This is a genomic window from Neisseria gonorrhoeae (assembly GCF_013030075.1).
GTDB lineage: Bacteria > Pseudomonadota > Gammaproteobacteria > Burkholderiales > Neisseriaceae > Neisseria > Neisseria gonorrhoeae.
In genome coordinates, this window is the sequence record NZ_AP023069.1 from 639,036 (window position 1) to 658,100 (window position 19,065).

At 50.7% G+C, this 19,065-nt stretch carries 17 protein-coding genes and 2 pseudogenes; 8 read left to right on the forward strand and 11 right to left on the reverse strand.

Features of this window, described 5'->3' with window-relative positions; all coding sequences use genetic code 11:
• Nucleotides 1-137: 137 nt before the first annotated feature.
• Genes rpsF through rplI form a run of 4 tightly spaced genes read left to right on the forward strand, consistent with a single transcriptional unit; the run spans nucleotide 138 to nucleotide 1,515 of the window.
• Nucleotides 138-506 carry a 30S ribosomal protein S6 gene (gene rpsF / locus HT085_RS03325; RefSeq protein ID WP_003688967.1) on the forward strand — a complete coding sequence of 123 codons (369 nt, stop codon included), beginning with the start codon at nucleotides 138-140 and terminating at the stop codon, nucleotides 504-506.
• Nucleotides 507-809 (forward strand): primosomal replication protein N, encoded by a 303-nt coding sequence (gene priB, locus HT085_RS03330; protein WP_003691332.1) that lies wholly within the window; start codon nucleotides 507-509, stop codon nucleotides 807-809.
• Nucleotides 810-815: 6 nt separating this feature from the next.
• Nucleotides 816-1,046 carry a 30S ribosomal protein S18 gene (gene rpsR / locus HT085_RS03335; RefSeq protein ID WP_002213306.1) on the forward strand — a complete coding sequence of 77 codons (231 nt, stop codon included), beginning with the start codon at nucleotides 816-818 and terminating at the stop codon, nucleotides 1,044-1,046.
• 16 nt (nucleotides 1,047-1,062) lie between these two features.
• On the forward strand, nucleotides 1,063-1,515 hold the full coding sequence (rplI, locus tag HT085_RS03340; protein ID WP_002232586.1) for a 50S ribosomal protein L9: 453 nt from the start codon (nucleotides 1,063-1,065) through the stop codon (nucleotides 1,513-1,515).
• A 622-nt stretch (nucleotides 1,516-2,137) separates the two neighbouring features.
• Here the strand turns inward: rplI and HT085_RS03350 are convergent.
• Complete coding sequence (locus tag HT085_RS03350; RefSeq protein ID WP_003691331.1) at nucleotides 2,138-2,944, reverse strand: sulfite exporter TauE/SafE family protein; 807 nt, start codon at nucleotides 2,942-2,944, stop codon at nucleotides 2,138-2,140.
• On the reverse strand, nucleotides 2,945-3,691 hold the full coding sequence (gene pssA, locus HT085_RS03355) for a CDP-diacylglycerol--serine O-phosphatidyltransferase (RefSeq protein WP_002213318.1): 747 nt from the start codon (nucleotides 3,689-3,691) through the stop codon (nucleotides 2,945-2,947).
• 583 nt (nucleotides 3,692-4,274) lie between these two features.
• Between pssA and HT085_RS03360 the strand changes: the two genes are divergently transcribed.
• Nucleotides 4,275-4,757 carry a DUF4189 domain-containing protein gene (locus HT085_RS03360; RefSeq protein WP_003691328.1) on the forward strand — a complete coding sequence of 161 codons (483 nt, stop codon included), beginning with the start codon at nucleotides 4,275-4,277 and terminating at the stop codon, nucleotides 4,755-4,757.
• A 46-nt stretch (nucleotides 4,758-4,803) separates the two neighbouring features.
• On the opposite strand, the gene HT085_RS03365 is transcribed toward HT085_RS03360, so the two are convergent.
• Complete coding sequence (locus HT085_RS03365; protein WP_003688961.1) at nucleotides 4,804-6,015, reverse strand: uracil-xanthine permease family protein; 1,212 nt, start codon at nucleotides 6,013-6,015, stop codon at nucleotides 4,804-4,806.
• A gap of 221 nt (nucleotides 6,016-6,236) precedes the next feature.
• Here HT085_RS03365 and HT085_RS03370 point away from each other — a divergent pair, with 221 nt between their 5' ends.
• Complete coding sequence (locus tag HT085_RS03370) at nucleotides 6,237-8,675, forward strand: DNA translocase FtsK (RefSeq protein ID WP_003691325.1); 2,439 nt, start codon at nucleotides 6,237-6,239, stop codon at nucleotides 8,673-8,675.
• Between the two features lie 320 nt (nucleotides 8,676-8,995).
• Here the strand turns inward: HT085_RS03370 and HT085_RS03375 are convergent.
• A pseudogene (locus tag HT085_RS03375) lies at nucleotides 8,996-9,325 on the reverse strand (transposase); the annotation flags it as partial.
• Nucleotides 9,326-9,549: 224 nt separating this feature from the next.
• Between HT085_RS03375 and tig the strand changes: the two are divergent.
• A complete protein-coding gene (gene tig, locus HT085_RS03380; RefSeq protein WP_020997321.1) occupies nucleotides 9,550-10,860 on the forward strand; it encodes a trigger factor in 1,311 nt (436 codons plus the stop codon).
• A gap of 95 nt (nucleotides 10,861-10,955) precedes the next feature.
• Nucleotides 10,956-11,570, forward strand: coding sequence for an ATP-dependent Clp endopeptidase proteolytic subunit ClpP (gene clpP / locus HT085_RS03385; protein ID WP_003688955.1), 615 nt, complete (start codon nucleotides 10,956-10,958; stop codon nucleotides 11,568-11,570).
• A gap of 53 nt (nucleotides 11,571-11,623) precedes the next feature.
• On the opposite strand, the gene ispG is transcribed toward clpP, so the two are convergent.
• From ispG to HT085_RS03420, 7 genes and pseudogenes are all read right to left on the reverse strand, one after another.
• A complete protein-coding gene (gene ispG / locus HT085_RS03390) occupies nucleotides 11,624-12,889 on the reverse strand; it encodes a flavodoxin-dependent (E)-4-hydroxy-3-methylbut-2-enyl-diphosphate synthase (protein ID WP_003688953.1) in 1,266 nt (421 codons plus the stop codon).
• Nucleotides 12,890-12,904: 15 nt separating this feature from the next.
• Nucleotides 12,905-13,666 (reverse strand): type IV pilus biogenesis/stability protein PilW, encoded by a 762-nt coding sequence (gene pilW / locus HT085_RS03395; RefSeq protein ID WP_003688950.1) that lies wholly within the window; start codon nucleotides 13,664-13,666, stop codon nucleotides 12,905-12,907.
• Between the two features lie 2 nt (nucleotides 13,667-13,668).
• Nucleotides 13,669-14,763 (reverse strand): dual-specificity RNA methyltransferase RlmN, encoded by a 1,095-nt coding sequence (gene rlmN / locus HT085_RS03400; RefSeq protein WP_003688948.1) that lies wholly within the window; start codon nucleotides 14,761-14,763, stop codon nucleotides 13,669-13,671.
• A 143-nt stretch (nucleotides 14,764-14,906) separates the two neighbouring features.
• Entirely contained in the window at nucleotides 14,907-15,332 is a 426-nt protein-coding gene (gene ndk / locus HT085_RS03405; protein WP_003688947.1) for a nucleoside-diphosphate kinase, read from the reverse strand.
• 58 nt (nucleotides 15,333-15,390) lie between these two features.
• A complete protein-coding gene (gene zapE / locus HT085_RS03410; protein ID WP_003688944.1) occupies nucleotides 15,391-16,542 on the reverse strand; it encodes a cell division protein ZapE in 1,152 nt (383 codons plus the stop codon).
• A 529-nt stretch (nucleotides 16,543-17,071) separates the two neighbouring features.
• Nucleotides 17,072-17,899 (reverse strand): S-formylglutathione hydrolase, encoded by an 828-nt coding sequence (gene fghA / locus HT085_RS03415; RefSeq protein WP_003688942.1) that lies wholly within the window; start codon nucleotides 17,897-17,899, stop codon nucleotides 17,072-17,074.
• An 8-nt stretch (nucleotides 17,900-17,907) separates the two neighbouring features.
• Nucleotides 17,908-19,045, reverse strand: a pseudogene (locus tag HT085_RS03420) (S-(hydroxymethyl)glutathione dehydrogenase/class III alcohol dehydrogenase).
• Nucleotides 19,046-19,065 lie beyond the last annotated feature (20 nt).

Here is a 19,065-nt window from a genome sequence, read left to right on the forward strand (position 1 = left end):
ATTTTCGGCGGAATGCAAGTTTTTCGTACCAAATCCTTGATTCCGTCGGCAAACCCCAATATAATGCCTGCTATTTGAACCTTGCCTTCTGCTTTCGCATGGCAGAAGGCTGTTTTTACCATCCATAAGGAGATAACATGCGTCATTACGAGATCGTGTTTATCGTTCATCCTGATCAAAGCGAGCAAGTGCCCGCTATGGTTGAACGTTACAAAACCATGATTACCGAGGCAAACGGTAAGATTCACCGTTTGGAAGATTGGGGCCGCCGCCAACTGGCTTACCCGATTAACAAAATCCATAAAGCACATTATGTTTTGATGAACATCGAAACCACTCCCGAAGTTGTTGGGGAGTTGGAAACCGCGTTCCGTTTCAATGATGCGGTATTGCGTCATCTGACCATCAAAACCAAACACGCCGTTACCGAAGCCTCCCCTATGCTGGGCGGCGAAAAGGCTAAGAACCTGTTGGTCGGCGCGGCTGAAGAAGCGGCTGCCCAATAATTGGGATTCACTAATCTTGTTTCGCTTGCCGCGCTGATTGAAAAGGCTTTCCCTATTCGATATACGCCTGCCGGAATCCCTGTTTTAGATATTATTTTAAAGCACGAATCGTGGCAGGAGGAAAATGGGCAGCAATGCCTTGTCCAATTGGAAATCCCCGCGCGGATTTTGGGTAGGCAGGCGGAAGAGTGGCAGTATCGGCAAGGTGTATATGTTCACGTCGAAGGTTTTTTAGCTCAAAAAAGCAGACGTTCCCTGATGCCGATGCTCAGGATACAAAATATTAAAGAATATAAAGGTTAAACGACAATGGCTCGTCAATCATTCAAACGTAGAAAATTCTGCCGTTTCACGGCTGAAAAAATCCAAGAAGTCGATTACAAACAAGTTGATTTGCTGAAAGACTTTATCTCTGAAAACGGTAAAATCATTCCTGCCCGCATCACAGGAACGAAGGCATTCTACCAACGCCAATTGGCTGTTGCCGTAAAACGCGCGCGCTTCTTGGCACTCCTGCCTTATACCGACCAACACAAATAATTTTGGAGTTTAAATCATGCAAATTATTCTGTTAGAAAAAATCGGCGGTTTGGGTAATTTGGGCGACATCGTTACCGTAAAAAACGGTTATGCCCGCAACTTCTTGATTCCTGCTGGTAAGGCAAAACGTGCTACTGAAGCAAACATGAAAGAGTTTGAAGCACGCCGCGCCGAATTGGAAGCCAAACAGGCCGAAATTTTGGCAGATGCCCGAGCCCGTCAGGAAAAACTGGACGGTCAAACCGTTACCGTTGCACAGAAAGCCGGTGTGGACGGCCGCCTGTTCGGTTCCGTTACCAATGCCGACATTGCTGCTGCAATCGTTGCTGCCGGCATCGAAGCCGTGAAAGCAAATGTACGTCTGCCGAACGGTCCTCTGAAAGCCGTTGGAGAGTACGAAGTGGAAGTGGCTTTACACACTGATGCCGTTGCTAAAATTACTGTTGCCGTCATTGCCGCAGCCGAGTAATTGAAATTATCAGATGCCGTCTGAAACCCTGCCGATTATCAGAATGTGGTTTCAGACGGCATTTGTTTTGTTTTCCGTATATTCTGCAAAAATCGGGACGGTTGTTTTTTATTTGCCTGAGGTCTTTGCAGAAATGGTTTGTTAACGAAATTTGATGCATAAAATGCGCCAAAAAATATTGGCTGTGTTTTAATATAGTGTTGACAAGCGTACCTGGTTTCAATATATTCAATAGGATAGGTCTCTTCCCAACCGAAAAAATAATTGTCTTTTCTCTTGTAAATAGTTGAAATAGATTGTCAAAATACATCCTAAAAAATTTAATAACTTATATGATTGCAAAGGTTGCGGCTTGTATGCCGGTCATTATGGCGGAAATACCGTTTGGGAGGCAGTCGCATCGCATGGAGTCGGCACGGCAGGCGATGCGCCGATGCCTTCGGGCGTGAAGGCAGGGAAATCGGCAGTTTGGAAAAAGGCAATGGAATCCGCAGGTAGGTGTCGATTGGGTGGTGAAAGGCAATAAGTCGGGCGCACGCTCAGACTGCCTATCCCCTTGTCGGAACGGGAGGTAGGGCAGCTTTGTCCTGACTAATTGCTTGTGCAAACGGTAAGAAGGTTTTTAAAGCAGGTTGTACAGCATTTTTCCGGCAATCAAAAGCAACATAATGCCGAAGGATTCTTTGAGTTTGGCAGAAGAAAGTTTGTGGGCGGTTTTGACACCGAGCGGGGCAAAGGCAATAGTTGCCGCGCTGAGGACGGCGACGGCGGGCAGGTAAAGGAAGCCCAGCGACCCTTCGGGCAATCCTGCAATATTCAGACCGTTGACCAGATACGATATTGCGCCGGAGAGTGCAATCGGCCAGGCAAGGCCGGATGATGTGCCGATGGCTTTATGGGCGGGGAAGCCGCAGTGGATTAAGAAGGGGACGGAAAGTGAACCGCCGCCTATGCCGACCCAGCTCGACATTGCGCCGAACAGTGTGGAAACCGCAGTCAGTCCGGGCAGCCCGGGCAGCGGGCGGGATGCCGTCTGACGACCGGTATGCAGTGTTTTGAATGCGACGGCGGTTAAAAACAGGATGAAGAAAATTTGAAGCCCGAACGCGGGGATATATTTTGCGGAGAGTGCGCCAGCGAATACGCCGAATATCATACCCGGCATCATCGCAAATATGGTTTTCCAGTCGACCGTCTGTTTTTTGTGCTGCCCCAACATACTGGAAAAGGCGGTGAAGACCATGACGGCGAAGGATGTGCCGACGGCGAGGTGTTGCGCGTAAGGATGTTGTGCCAAACCCTGCAAATCAAGCACCCATAAAACGACAGGGACAATCAGCGTACCGCCGCCTACACCGAACAGGCCGGCAATAAAACCTGCCGCACTGCCTACGGCAAGCAGGATTAAGATAATGTCCCAATGCCACATTTAATCCGCCTTTCTGTATTTTTTCCAAAATCGGCGTGCCGCCATAATGTAGCCGGACAGGCTGTATCCGAGAAAGAACAGGAAAAGGACGAGCGACGGTTCCCAAGTGACCAGAAGCAGCAGTAAGACGGCAAGCAGCATTCCGACAAAGGGGACTTGTCTGCGGATGTTGATTTCTTTAAAACTCCAAAAAGGGATTTGGACAATCATCGACAGGCCGGCAAACAGTGTGATGCCTAATGCCCACCAGTGGACGGCGGGGAATTTTTCGACGCTGTGGTTGACCCAAATCAGCCCGACAATCAGCGCGGCGGCAGTCGGACTGGGTACGCCGATAAACCAGCGTTTGTCCACCTTGCCGATGAGCGTGTTGAACAGCGCGAGGCGTAGGGCGGCGCAGGCGCAGTAGATGAAGGCGACGGAATAACCGATTTTGCCGAACTGCCAAAGCTGCCATTTGTAGGCAATAAGCGCGGGGGCAACGCCGAAGCTGACCATGTCGGCAAGGCTGTCGAGCTGCTCCCCGAACGCGCTTTGGCTGTTGGTCAGCCGCGCCACGCGCCCGTCCATACCGTCCAGCAGCATAGAGATGAATACCGCGATGGCGGCGGTTTCATAACGTCCGTGCATGGATTGGGTAATGGCGTAAAACGCGGAAAACAGCGCGGCGATGGTAAAGGAATTGGGCAGCAGGTAGATACTGTTTTGACGCAGGGAGCGTTGCGGGGTGTTGGTCGGGGTTTCCATAGCTGAAGTGTCTCACGGACGTGGAGAATCGATAGGGGATTATAACCCAAACCATTATCGAACAATACGCCCTTTAGGATGAAGCCCTCGGAGGCGGTTTGTTTTTCTGATGGCGGATGCTTTGCGGGGCGGTTTGACTCTGCCTGCCACCGGGTGTGTTGTTTCGGATTTTGCCGGATGGATATTGTTGCCGGGCATTTCTGCGCTTGCCGGAAGGTATCGGAGGGAAGGCATCGGAATATGCGGCGCGCCGTTCAAACCGGGGCGGTATTTCCCTATTTTCAGGGAGTTTGTAGGTTTCAACAAATTGAAAGATATTTTTTGCATTTCCGACCGTATGCTGATTTTGAAGCGGGATAAATTATAGGACAAGGTTTTTCGCCCGCCGCAAAGGTTGCCCGCAATGCCGTCTGAAAACAACGGCTTGCCGCTAAGGCGGCAATATGAGGATTTGCGCTGCCGAAACCGGTTTGCTACAACCCGGCAGTGAAATCTGCAGGGAGGGATAGGCCGATAAGGCGGGACTTATCTTGTTTTTTGTTTATAATGCAACAGAATTTGGAGGAACCGTCGGGAATTTATCATGATGAAAAAGATACTGGCAGTATCGGCACTATGCCTGATGACTGCGGCGGCACAGGCTGCCGATACTTACGGCTATCTCGCCGTTTGGCAGAATCCGCAGGATGCAAACGATGTTTTGCAGGTTAAAACCACAAAAGAAGATTCGGCGAAAAGCGAAGCGTTTGCCGAGTTGGAAGCCTTTTGCAAAGGTCAGGACACGCTTGCGGGCATTGCCGAAGACGAGCCGACCGGATGCCGGTCGGTCGTGTCGCTGAACAATACCTGTGTCTCGCTGGCATACCCGAAAGCCTTGGGCGCGATGCGCGTTGAAAACGCCGTCGTGATTACTTCTCCGCGTTTTACGAGCGTTCATCAGGTCGCACTCAACCAGTGCATAAAAAAATACGGCGCACAGGGACAATGCGGCTTGGAAACAGTGTATTGCACGTCATCTTCTTATTACGGCGGGGCTGTTCGCTCCTTAATCCAACACCTGAAATAAAAAATGCCGTCTGAAGGATGTTCGGACGGCATTTCCATATCGACGGTCAGGATTCTTTCGGATCGGGCAGCAGGCTGTTCAACACAATGGCGAGTACGGCGCACAAGCCCACGCCGACAAAGCTGAAGCTGCCCAATTTGAGTGTCATACCGCCGATGCCCGTGGTCAGTACCGAGCTGACGATGACCAGGTTTTTCGGCAGCATCAAATCGACTTTGGCATCAATCAGGGTTTTGATGCCTAAAGAAGCAATCGTGCCGAACAGCAGCAGCATAATGCCGCCCATCACGGGCATCGGAATGGAAGCCAAAAACGCATTGAATTTGCCGAAAAACGCCATGCAGACGGCAAAAACCGCCGCCCAAGTCATGATGACGGGGTTGCTGTTTTTGGTAATCATCACCGCACCCGTTACTTCGCCGTAGGTTGTAACCGGCGGGCCGCCGATCAGACCCGCAACGCACACGCCCAAGCCGTCGCCCGCAAGGGTTTTGTCCAAGCCCGGGTCTTTTGTGTAGTCTTTTCCCGTTACATTGCCGATTGCCATGATGCCGCCGATGTGTTCGATGGCGGGGGCGACGGCAACGGGCAGCATAAACAGTGCCGCCTGCCAGTTGACCTGAGGCGTTTCAAAATGGGGAACGGCGAACCAGGGCGCGTGTGCAATGCTTGTCGTGTCCACCAGTCCCATCAGCAGTGCCAAAACATAACCCGAAGCGACACCGATCAAGATGGGAATCAGCTTCATCATCCTGCTGCCGAAAACCGATACGATGGCGGTAACGGCAAAGGTAAAGCCGGAAAGAATCAGCGAATCGGTATAGTCGATGACCTGTTTGCCGTCAGCCTGACCCATTGCCATGCTGCTTGCCGCCACGGCAACAGACAGACCGATGACCATGATGACAGGGCCGGTGACGACCGGCGGCAGCAGTTTGTGTACCGCCGCCAGTCCGCGCCAACGGATCAGCGCGGCAAACACAAAATACATAAAGCCGGCGGCAAACAGCCCGAACATGGTGGAAGGCAGCCCCCATTCGCCGACGGAGTAGATAATCGGCGCGATAAAGGCAAACGAAGAACCGAGAAAAATCGGTACTTTGCGTTTGGTTGTGATTTGGAACAGCAGCGTTCCCAAGCCTGCGCCCAAAAGCGCAAGAGCCGGATTCAGACCGGTCAGCAGGGGAACCAGCACCATTGCGCCGAATGCCACAAATAAAATCTGCGCGCCGGAAACGGCAAGTTTCAGTTGGTTCATACCATCTTCTTTCAATCGGTTCAAACGGCACGGATTATACTGGTTTGCCGAGGGGCTGCGTAAAAATACATACGTCGGGCAAAGATATGCCGTCTGAAAGGCAACGTCTGTCTGTTGCAGGATGAAAGCGGGAGAAATGGAGTATAATCCGACACTTTCCATATTCAATCCGCAAGCCGTCCCGAACCCTTATTTCAGACGGCATTTTCCGGTAATACGGCATGACAGAAAAATCCCATAAAAAAACAGCAAAAGGCAGGGCGGGAAGCCCGTCCCCAACGTCCGCACGCAACAAGAAAGCCGACAACGGCGCGCGGGGCAATAAAGTTTCCGAGCGGCTCAAGGCGGTCAAAGAGCTGCAGAAAACTGAAGCCAAAAAGGCGCGTCCCGAACATGTCGTCAACCTGATTGCCGACGCGCTGTGGCTGATGGGTTTGGCGGCAACCCTGTATTTGGCGATTTCCCTGATCAGTTTCGATATGGGCGATCCGTCTTGGTCGCACAGTTCACCGGTTGTGGAAGATGCCGCCAATTGGGGCGGACTGTTCGGCGCGTATGTTGCCGATGTCGGCTATTATCTTTTCGGCTGGTCGTTCTGGTGGTGGATAGCGGCTGCCTGCGTCGTGCTGTATAAAAATTTCCGTCTGCACGCAAAACAGACGGAAAACGAGGCATACAACCACAAAATCGCTGCCGCCGCGCTGTTTGTCCTGACGGTCTTCAGCCCCGTCTTGGAGTATTTTGTGCTGGGCGGAAAATATGCCGACTCCCTGCCTGTCGGAGCAGGCGGTATGGTCGGCATACGTGTCGGCGCAGTGTTTGCGTGGCTGTTGGGGAAATCGGGCAGCCTGCTGATTATCCTGGTTGTTCTGCTGTTGTCGTTGTCCCTGCTGGTGCAGATTTCATGGCTGGAATTTTTGAACGGTGCGGGCAGGGCGGTTCAAAACCGCCTGAGTGCCTTATCCGGCAAGGTCATGGCTTTGAGAAAACGCCGGCCGAATACCAAAACAGACGGTGTCGATACCCAAAATACACGGCGCATGGTGAAAGAAGCCAAAAACATCACTGCCAAACCCGTTGCCTTGCCCGAAGGCAGCAGCAGCAACCGCAAATCCGTCGCGGTTTCCGTTGCGCCGCCGCCTAAAATCCAACCTTCGCTGTTTGAAGACAATGAAGTACAGCAGAACGGCGAATACCACAAGCCTACATTGAACCTATTGCGGATTCCCGACAGCGAGCCGGTCAGCATCAATCCCGCCGAATTGGAGCGCACTGCCGAACTAATCGAATCCAAACTGGCAGAATTCGGCATCGGCGTACAAGTCGTATCCGCGACATCCGGCCCCGTCATCACGCGCTACGAAATCGAACCCGCGCAAGGTGTCAAAGGCAGCCAAATTGTTGCCCTGTCGAAAGATTTGGCACGCTCTATGTCGCTGCAATCCGTGCGTATCGTCGAAACCATTGCGGGCAAAAACACGATGGGCATCGAGTTGCCCAACGACAAACGCCAAGACGTGATGTTGAGCGAAATCTTGTCCTCGCCCGTGTTTGCCGAAGCCAAATCCAAGCTGACCGTCGCGCTGGGCAAAGACATCGCCGGTACGCCCGTCGTCGGCGACTTGGCGAAAATGCCGCACCTTTTGGTCGCCGGCATGACCGGTTCGGGCAAATCCGTCGGCGTGAACGGCATGATTATGTCTATGCTTTTCAAAGCTACGCCCGAAGAAGTCCGCTTCATTATGATAGACCCGAAAATGCTCGAGTTGAGCATTTACGACGGCATTCCGCACCTACTCTGTCCCGTCGTTACCGATATGCGCGAAGCAGGGCAGGCGTTGAACTGGTGCGTCGCCGAAATGGAAAAACGCTACCGCCTGCTCTCCCACGCCGGTGTACGCAATCTGGAAGGCTTCAACCAAAAAGTCGAACAAGCCAAAGCGGCAGGCAAGCCGCTGCTCAATCCGTTCAGCCTGAACCTCGACGAACCTGAGCCACTGGAAAAACTGCCGATGATCGTGGTCGTTATCGACGAACTTGCCGACCTGATGATGACCGAACGCAAAGCTGTCGAGCAGCAAATCGCCCGCCTCGCCCAAAAAGCGCGCGCCGCCGGCATACACATGATTGTCGCCACCCAACGCCCAAGCGTCGATGTCGTAACCGGTCTGATTAAAGCCAACATCCCGACGCGTATGGCGTTTACCGTGCAAAGCAAAATCGACAGCCGTACCATCCTCGACCAAATGGGCGCGGACGAACTGCTCAAATATGGCGATTCGCTGTTCCTGCAACCGGGCAGTGCCGAACCGACCCGCCTGCAAGGCACGTTTGTTTCAGACGGCGAAGTGCATCAAGTCGTCAACTACGTCAAATCGCAAGCCCCAGCCGACTATATTGAAGGTCTGCTCAGCGGCGAAGCCGCGCTGGAAACTGCCAATATCGTTAATCCGAATGCAGACAGCGACGAATTATTCGATCAGGCAGTCGCCTATGTTTTGGAAAGCAAAAAAACCTCCATTTCGTCTTTGCAGCGGCAGTTGCGTATCGGCTATAACCGCGCGGCAAACCTGATGGAGGCACTGGAAAATGCGGGTATCGTTTCTCCCTCCGACCTCAACGGCAGCCGTAAAATTTTGGCGCACAAGGACCATTTATAGCCCGTATCGCAAAATGCCGTCTGAACGGCGGAATTGGCGTTTCAGACGGCATGAGGCCTTTGCAAAAAAGCCCTTCCTTCGACATCCGAAACCCAAACACAGGTTTTCGGCTGTTTTCGCCCCAAATACCTCCTAATTTTACCCGAATATCCCCTTAATCCCCCCCCGGATACCCGATAATCAGGCATCCGGGCCGCCTTTTAGGCGGCAGCGGGCGCACTTAGCCTGTTGGCGGCTTTCAACAGGTTCAAACACATCGCCTTCAGGTGGCTTTGCGCACCCACTTTGAGCAGCCCGAAATAGGCTGCCCGCGCATAGCGGAATTTACGGTAGCGGCATAAGGTGCTGCAACCGGGGATGCCCGGTTCGTCAAAACGGCAAAACAGGTTGAAACCGATGCGGGTGATGAGGCTGTGTTCGAGTTCGGGATCGGAGAGGCTGTGCCATTGTCCGGGCAGGACGGCTTTGAACATGGACGACAGGGGATGGGCGGGACGGCCGCGGCGGTCTCGGAGGTAACGGGTTTTTTGACGGTTCAGGTATTGTTCGATCGGCTGCCAATCAATCACCTGGTCCAACTCCGATAGCGGGAAGCGGCCGATGTGTTTGGCAGTCATGGCTTGGGCGGTTTGCCGGAAGAAGGTGTTCATGGGAAATCCCCTAAATGCCTTGGTGGGAATTTAGGGGATTTTAGGGGAATTTTGCAAAGGTCTCGGCATATTATGTTTCAGGCGAAACATTGTGATATACTTGCCAGCTAAAATTTCCCCTTTGCGGCAATGCGGTTCAAATATCGTACCGTTGCGCTGTTTGCTTCCCCATGCAGGGAAGAAGGTTTATCATTTTATCAACACAACAAATTTAAGGGCTTATGATGAGCGTAACTGTTGAAATTTTAGAAAATCTGGAACGCAAAGTAGTGTTGTCCCTGCCTTGGTCCGAAATCAACGCAGAAACCGATAAAAAACTGAAACAAACCCAACGCCGTGCAAAAATCGACGGTTTCCGTCCGGGTAAAGCACCTTTAAAAATGATTGCCCAAATGTACGGTGCGAGCGCGCAAAACGACGTGATCAACGAGCTGGTGCAACGCCGCTTCTACGATGTTGCCGTTGCCCAAGAGTTGAAAGTGGCAGGCTATCCACGTTTTGAAGGCGTTGAAGAACAAGACGATAAAGAGTCTTTCAAAGTTGCCGCCATTTTTGAAGTGTTCCCCGAAGTCGTTATCGGCGATTTGTCTGCACAAGAGGTCGAAAAAGTAACCGCTTCCGTCGGCGATGCCGAAGTCGACCAAACTGTAGAAATCCTGCGTAAACAACGTACCCGCTTCAACCATGTTGACCGCGAAGCCCGAAACGGCGACCGCGTCATCATCGACTTTGAAGGCAAAATCGACGGCGAACCTTTTGCCGGCGGCGCATCCAAAAACTACGCCTTCGTATTGGGCGCAGGTCAAATGCTGCCTGAATTTGAAGCCGGCGTAGTCGGCATGAAAGCGGGCGAAAGTAAAGACGTTACCGTCAACTTCCCTGAAGAATACCACGGCAAAGATGTTGCCGGTAAAACTGCCGTGTTCACCATTACGCTGAACAATGTTTCCGAGCCCACTCTGCCTGAAGTCGATGCAGATTTTGCAAAAGCCTTGGGTATTGCGGATGGCGATGTTGCCAAAATGCGTGAAGAAGTGAAGAAAAACGTAAGCCGCGAAGTGGAACGCCGCGTGAACGAACAAACCAAAGAATCCGTAATGAACGCGCTGATTAAAGCCGTAGAGTTGAAAGTTCCGGTTGCTTTGGTCAATGAAGAAGCCGCCCGCCTGGCAAACGAAATGAAACAAAACTTCGTTAACCAAGGTATGACCGATGCCGCGAACTTGGATTTGCCTTTGGATATGTTCAAAGAACAAGCCGAACGTCGCGTATCTTTGGGTCTGATTTTGGCCAAACTGGTTGACGAAAACAAACTGGAACCGACTGAAGAGCAAATCAAAGCCGTTGTCGCCAACTTCGCAGAAAGCTACGAAGATCCTCAAGAAGTGATTGACTGGTACTACGCAGATACTTCCCGCCTGCAAGCCCCGACTTCTTTGGCAGTAGAAAGCAACGTTGTTGATTTCGTTTTGGGCAAAGCCAAAGTAAACAAAAAAGCTTTGTCTTTTGACGAAGTGATGGGCGCGCAAGCCTGATTGTTCTGAAAATGCTGTCTGAAGGCAGTTTTTGAAAGCACCGAAGCCGTTTTTAAAGCCCGCTTTGGTGCTTTTCCATCATGAAAGGAGACGAAATGTCTTTTGATAACCATCTTGTCCCTACCGTTATCGAGCAGAGCGGTCGCGGTGAGCGTGCATTCGATATCTATTCCCGGCTTTTGAAAGAGCGCATCGTATTTCTGGTTGGCCCGGTAACCGATGAGTCTGCTAATCTGGTGGTCGCCCAACTGTTGTTTTTGGAAAGTGAGAATCCGGATAAGGATATTTTCTTCTACATCAATTCCCCCGGCGGCTCGGTAACGGCCGGTATGTCGATTTACGACACGATGAATTTCATCAAGCCCGATGTATCGACTTTGTGCTTGGGGCAGGCGGCAAGTATGGGCGCGTTCTTATTGTCGGCAGGCGAGAAAGGCAAACGTTTCGCCCTGCCCAACAGCCGGATTATGATTCACCAGCCTTTAATCAGCGGCGGCTTGGGCGGTCAGGCATCCGACATTGAAATCCACGCACGCGAGTTGTTGAAAATCAAAGAAAAACTCAACCGCCTGATGGCGAAACATTGCGGCCGCGATTTGGCAGATTTGGAGCGCGACACCGACCGTGATAATTTCATGTCTGCCGAAGAAGCAAAAGAATATGGTTTGATCGACCAAGTTTTGGAAAACCGCGCTTCTTTGCGGCTTTAATAAGAAATCTGAGAGAAACAAATGCCGTCTGAAACGTTCAGACGGCATTTGTTTTATAGAGACTGTATCGGGATGACTTTTCCTTTATTGCGTTTAGAACTGTTTTTGCCATAATTGGTTTTAACATATTCCTCTACAATAGCTAGGAATTCGCTTGCAATATTATTACCTTTCAGTGTGACTTTGCGCTCCCCATCTACATAAACAGGTGCGACGGGTGTTTCCCCCGTACCGGGAAGGCTGATTCCGATGTCGGCCAATTTGCTTTCTCCGGGGCCATTGACAACGCAGCCCATTACGGCAACGTTCAGGGATTCAACCCCGGGATAAAGGGTACGCCATATAGACATTTTTTGGCGCAGGTAATTTTGAACATCTTGTGCCAGCTCTTGAAATACGGTACTGGTGGTACGCCCGCATCCCGGGCAGGCGGTAACCATCGGCGTAAACGAGCGCAAACCCATAGTCTGTAAAATCTCTTGCCCGACGACGACCTCCTGAGTACGCGGGCTGCCCGGTTCCGGAGTGAGTGAAATGCGGATGGTGTCGCCAATTCCTTCTTGAAGCAAAACAGATAATGCCGCCGTTGATGCGACAATGCCTTTGCTGCCCATACCGGCTTCGGTCAAACCCAAATGCAGCGGATAGACGCAACGGCTGCCCAGTTCGCGGTAAACCTGAATCAAATCATGAACCGCGCTGACTTTGCACGACAGGATGATTTTGTCTTCGGGCAGTCCCAATAGAACGGCTTTTTCGGCAGATTCCAAAGCGGAGACAATCAGTGCTTCCTTCATCACTTCTTCGGGCGGTTTCGGCGCGGAAGAAACGAGGTTGGCATCCATCATACGTTTGGCGAGGCTCTGATCCAAAGAACCCCAGTTTACGCCGATACGGACGGCTTTATCGTTTTCAGCAGCAGTCCGAATCATAAAGGCAAATTTTTCATCGCCTTTTACGCCTTTGCCGACATTGCCGGGATTGATGCGGTATTTGGACAATGCTTTGCCGCATTCGGGAAATTCCGCCAACAGGCGTTCGCCGTTAAAATGGAAATCGCCAATCAGTGGTGTGGCATAGCCCATATCGTCCAAGCGGCGGCGGATTTCGGCAACTTTGGACGCGGCTTCGGGGCTGTTGACGGTAATCCGCACCATTTCCGAGCCGGCATCGCTCAATTCCTTAATCTGCAATGCGGTGGCTTTTGCATCGGCAGTGTCGGTGTTGGTCATAGATTGGATAACGACGGGTGCTTCTGAACCGACGGTGATATGATCGATGAGGACTTGATGCGTCTTGCGGCGTTGGAGTGTGTTCATATGGTTTGAATCTGTTTATTGACCGGTGAGGACGGTTTGCAATTCTTCCGAGTAGGGGAAATTTGCCTGCAATTGTGCTTCATATTCGTATGCCGCCTGCACGTTGCCGAGGGCTTTGGCAATTTTCCAGCCTAGCAGCAAATCATCGGCCTGAAGGACTTCTACCCTGCTTTGGTATTTTTTAAAGTAGTAATCGGCATCGCCCAACTGCCCGGCCAGCATTTTGGTGCGCGCCAGTTCTTTAAATGCGGGTGGGAACTGCGGCTGGGCGGCGAGGGAACGTTTCAAATAGGCTTCCGCCAATCCGAATTGCCCCTGTTTTGCGCTGCATATACCTTTATTCAGGTTGGCAATATAAGGGGTCGGGTAGGTGGGGTCGGCCAGGGCTTTGTCGAAATATGCCATAGATTCGGCAGGGCGGTTGAGCCTGCCGCACAGGAACCAGCCGTAGTTGTTGTTGATTTCGGCACTGTCGGGTTTGATGGAGAGGGCTTGCCGGAAACTTTCCTGCGCCTTGTCGTTAACTTTCAGGTATTGATAGATTTCGGCACGGACCAGCCAGGCAAGCTCGTTTTTAGGGTTCGATTTCAAGGCATCTTCAATACTTGCCGTTGCCTGACGGTAGTCCTGACCGCGCATATATTCCATCGCCAACTGGGTTTTGATATTGGAAACCTGATTGGCTTTTTCTGCCCGCGAGGGGCGGTAGGAAGTGCTGCACGCGCCCAAGGCAAGAACAAGTAATAAAGAGATTCGTTTGGATGGCTTAAAAGGCATAATTACCCCTGTTGTCCGATTAAAATCTGCTGCCATTTTTGTTGGCGGCGCGTTTTATCCTGAACCTGACCTGCCAACTGTCCGCAGGCGGCATCGATATCGTCGCCACGAGTTTTTCGAACGGTAACGACAAATTCGGCTTGTTGCAGGATATCTCTGAAAATACGGATGTTTTCGTTACTTGAACGTTCATATCCCGAATTAGGGAAAGGATTAAACGGGATTAAATTGAATTTGCAGGGAACATCTTTGACCAGTTCAATAAGTTCGTATGCATGTTGTGCCTTATCGTTGACACCGTCCAGCATCACATACTCGAAAGTGATGAAATCCCTGGGCGCTTTGACCAGATAGCGTTGGCATGCGGCCATCAATTCTTTCAAGGGATATTTTTTGTTCAACGGTACGATTTGGTTGCGGACTTCGTCATTGGAAGCGTGGAGGGAAACCGCCAAGGCCACCGGCATGACATCGCGCAACCTGTCCATTTGGGGAACCATACCCGAAGTGGAAACGGTTACGCGGCGGCGGCTCAAACCGTAGCCGTGGTCGTCCAGCATGATGCTCAAGGCGGTAACGACATTGTCGAAGTTCGCCATCGGCTCGCCCATGCCCATCATGACGACGTTGGAAATCACACGCTCGTTTTTCGGTGTAACGCCCATCGCTTTGTTTGCCCACCACAACTGTCCGATGATTTCGGCAGCGGTTAAATTGCGGTTGAAGCCCTGCCGGCCGGTCGAACAAAATGTACATTCCAAAGCGCAGCCGACTTGCGAGGAAATGCAGAGCGTGCCGCGATCCGATTCGGGGATGAAGACGGTTTCCACGCCGTTCCCCGTACCGACATCCAAAAGCCATTTTCGAGTGCCGTCTGAAGATTCTTGGGACATCATCAGCTTGGGAATTTCGATGCTTGCCTGTTCGTTCAGTTTATGGCGCAACGATTTTGCCAAATCGGTCATTTCGTCAAAATTTTGCGCGCCGGATTGGTGCATCCAACGCATAACCTGTTTGGCGCGGAATGGTTTTTCACCCATATCGGCAAAATGTCGGGTTAGCCCTTGAAGGTCGTAGTTGAGCAGATTGGTTTTCATGTATTTGTGTTTTTCTTAAATTAAGGCTTCAAATAAAAAATTGCAGGGCAGGCAAGTTTGATTTGAAGTCTTTTGCAACAGAGTTTTCAGACGGCATGGATATATTTTATGCCGTCTGAATAGGAATTGGGCGGTGTATTGTATCAACGGGGGCAGATTTCGGTTTGGCTGAAAAAGTAGGCAATTTCCAAAGCGGCATTTTCCACACTGTCGGAACCGTGTACGGCGTTAATGCTGACCGAAGTGGCAAAGTCCGCGCGTATCGTGCCTTCTGCGGCTTCGGTGGGATTGGTCGCCCCCATCAGTTCGCGGTTTTTCAGAACGGCGTTTTCGCCTTCCAGTACTTGAATCATAACCGGACCGCCGGTCATAAATTCAACCAATCCGGCATAGAAGGGGCGGTCTTTATGAACCGCATAAAATTCTTGGGCTTCTTTGAGGGTAAGCTGCTTCATTTTGGCGGCAACGATTTTCAGACCGTTCTCCTCAAAGCGGCTGTATATTTTGCCGATAACGTTTTTGCCGACGGCATCGGGTTTGATGATGGATATGGTACGTTCAATCGCCATGCTATATCCTTATTTTTACTTAAGAAGAATCAAATCGGTATTCTACCAAAAAAATAACTTATCCGCCTGAAGCCTTGGGAGATAAGGTCAGGTGCGGCTGTTCCAAATAAACTTCGGACTGCATTTCGACCATCCGGCTGGCGGTGCGGGTAAATTCTTCGGCAAAATCGCCTTCCGTGTAGATATGGTTGACATCTACCGCGCCGGTGGCACACAGTTTGACCCGGAAATCGTAGAGTACGTCAATCAGCCAAGTCAGCCGTCGCGCCTCCGCCTTTTCTTGCGGTGAGAGTTGTTCCAAACCTGAAATAAAAACCATTTCATAATGTTCGGCCAAATACAGATAGTCGGACTGTGAGCGGGGACTGAAGCACAGTGCGCGGAAATCAAACCATATGGTACGACCGGACTCGGCTTTGTGGGGAATTTCCCGGCCGTGGATGGTGCTGATGCCGGGGTTCAAATCGGTAATGCCTGTCATTTCTTTGAACAGTTTTGCCAGTTTTGCCTCATTTTCTTCATTGGCAGGCGTAAAGAAAATCTCGGCGGGGCGGAGGGTACGCAGCCGGTAGTCTTCCCCTCCGTCAACGTTTAAGACGGTCAGACTGGACTCGATGAGCGCGATTGTGGGAAGAAAACCGCTCCGGTTTTGACCTTGCGGGTAGAGTTCGGAAGGCGCGTAGTTTGAAGTCGCCACCAAAACAACGCCCTCGTTAAGCAGGTTTTCCAGCAGACGGCCTAAAATCATTGCATCCGCAATATCGCTGACATGAAATTCGTCAAAACACAATACTCGGGTTTCTTTGGTAATCTCGGCGGCAACGGATTTCAACGGGTTGCTTTCGCTTTTCAGGGCTTTCAGCCGCCGGTGGATTTCCGCCATAAAGGCATGAAAGTGGACGCGGCGTTTGCGGCGGTAAGGGAGGCAGCCGAAAAAAGCGTCCATCAGAAAGCTCTTGCCGCGTCCGACTCCGCCATAGAAATAAAGCCCTTTGGGAACTTGCGGGGAACGCAAACTCCTGCCTAAAAAACGGTTTCTTTTGCGTTTGAACATCATCAATTCGGTCCAAAGCCGGTCAAGGTGTTCGATGGCGGCCGCCTGTGCGTCGTCGCGGATGAAGTTGGGCAGTTGTGAGGCAGCCTGATACCAGGTCAGCGGGCTGTGGTTTTCAAACGGCGGGGCTTTAAAAAGTTGGTCTCTATTATTCATATTTAACCTTGTTATACTTCTTGCGGCTAAGAAAGAAAATGCTTACCGCTGGTATTATAAATGATTTCCTTCAAACTTGGCGTTTCCCGTGGAAAAGAATAATGACGCGCACAAAGGGGGTATAAGCAAAGGCGGCGTTTTAATATGGTGCAGATATGAGCCAAAATGCCTTTTATTTCAGGCTGCGTTTTAATATTGAAGGAGGACAAATGAAACAGATGGTGAATCGCGAAGCTGTTACGCCACCGTCAGCTTGGAGGGGGCGAAAACACAACAGGAACAGGTTGCTTATGCAAATTCGGCAACGAATAATACGAAGCCCGAAAGTGAAGTAGGAAATACGGGCGATTTTAATGTTTGATCAATCAGGGTTTAAGCTTAAAAATCATACTAATCAAATCAAGGGCAGGGTTTGGTAATCCGTAGGGCCGGCTCCTTCCGGTTCAGGCGGCATACGTTTATGCCGGCACTTCTTACCGCCCTCGTGCCGGCTATTCCAAACTGCTTTGAAAACTGACCGCTCTTTGACTTACTTCAAAAATGCGGCGTGATAAGCGATATGCTCACCAATAAAACTGGCGATGAAGTAATAGCTGTGATCGTATCCTTTATGGAAACGCACATCGATTGGCTGATTTGCCGCACGACAGGTTTCGATAAAATCTTTGGTACGCAATTGTGTCGGCAAAAACTCATCTTCCAAGCCCTGATCGATACGCATACCTTGCACTTTATAGCCTTGTTGAATGAGTGAGTTAGCATCATATTGCTGCCATTTTTCACGGTCTTTCCCTAAATAAGCAGTAAAGGCTTTTTCTCCCCACGGTACGAGGCTTGGCGATAAAATAGGCGAAAAGGCAGAAACACTTTGATAATGTTCCCGATTCCGTAGTGCCAATACCAATGCGCCGTGTCCGTCCATCGAATGCCCCATAATGGAACGTTTGCCGTTGGTAGGAAAATGCTCCTCAATCAGACGGGGCAACTCGTTCAAAATGTAATCATACATTTGATAATTCGCCGCCCAAGGCTGTTCGGTCGCATTCAAATAAAAGCCTGCCCCCTGTCCTAAATCATAAGCGGCACCGTTCGGCACTTGCTCTCCGCGAGGGCCGGTATCGGGGGCGACCACAACCACTTGATGTTCTGCCGCATAACGCCGGAAGCTCGATTTGGTAATGAAATTTTGTTCCGTACACGTCAAGCCGGAAAGCCAATAAATCACACCAAGCGGTTGATTTTCCGGATTATCCGGCAAATAGACGGCAAATTTCATTTCGCATTGAAGCGTTTGGGCATGATGCGCCCAAACTTGTTGCGAACCACCAAAAATTTGATGTTGTTCAATCAGTTTCATCGTGGACCTTAGTAATGAATAACAGCGCGGATCGATTTACCTTCGTGCATTAACTCAAAGGCTTCATTGATTTGATCAAGGGTCATTGCATGGGTCACAAATGGTTCTAATTGGATATCGCCTTTCATTGAATCCTCCACCATTTTCGGAAGCTCGGAGCGGCCTTTAACACCACCAAATGCCGAGCCTTTCCAAACACGGCCTGTTACCGATTGGAACGGACGCGTTGAAATTTCTTGTCCTGCATCCGCTACGCCGATGATGATGGATTGTCCCCAACCTCGGTGTGCACTTTCTAATGCCTGACGCATTACGTTTACATTGCCGATACATTCAAAGGTGTGGTCAATGCCCCATTTGTTGATGTCTAACAACACATCTTTGATTGGTTTATCGTAATCTTTCGGGCTCAAACAGTCAGTTGCACCAACACTGTTTTGCCAACTCGAATTTTGCAGGATTGGTATCAATGGCGATAATGCGACCGGCTTTGGCTTGACGCGCACCTTGCACCACAGCCAAACCAATCGCTCCCAAGCCAAACACGGCAACAGAATCGCCTTCTTGTACTTTTGCCGTGTTATGTACCGCACCAATACCAGTGGTAACGCCGCAGCCGAGCAAACATACTTGTTCGTGGTTGGCTTTCGGGTTGATTTTCGCCAGTGAAACTTCGGCAACAACAGAATATTCACTGAAAGTCGAACAGCCCATATAGTGATAAATCGGCTGACCTTGATAAGAAAAACGCGTCGTGCCGTCTGGCATTAAGCCTTTACCTTGTGTATCACGCACTGAGACGCATAAATTGGTTTTACCCGAGAGGCAAAACTCACATTCGCCACATTCTGCGGTGTAAAGCGGAATGACGTGATTACCCGGTTTTACGCTTGACACACCCTCGCCCACAGCAACGACCACACCCGCACCTTCGTGTCCAAGCACCACAGGGAATACGCCTTCAGGATCGCTTCCTGATAAGGTAAATGCATCAGTATGGCACACGCCAGTGTGGGTGTTACGAATTAACACCTCGTCTTTACGCGGCATTTCCACGTCGATTTCCACAATTTGTAAGGGTTGGTTAGGGGCGAATGCCACCGCCGCACGAGATTTGATGGTTGAATCGGTTTGTTTCATTTCCATTGTCTTTCCTCTTAATTCAT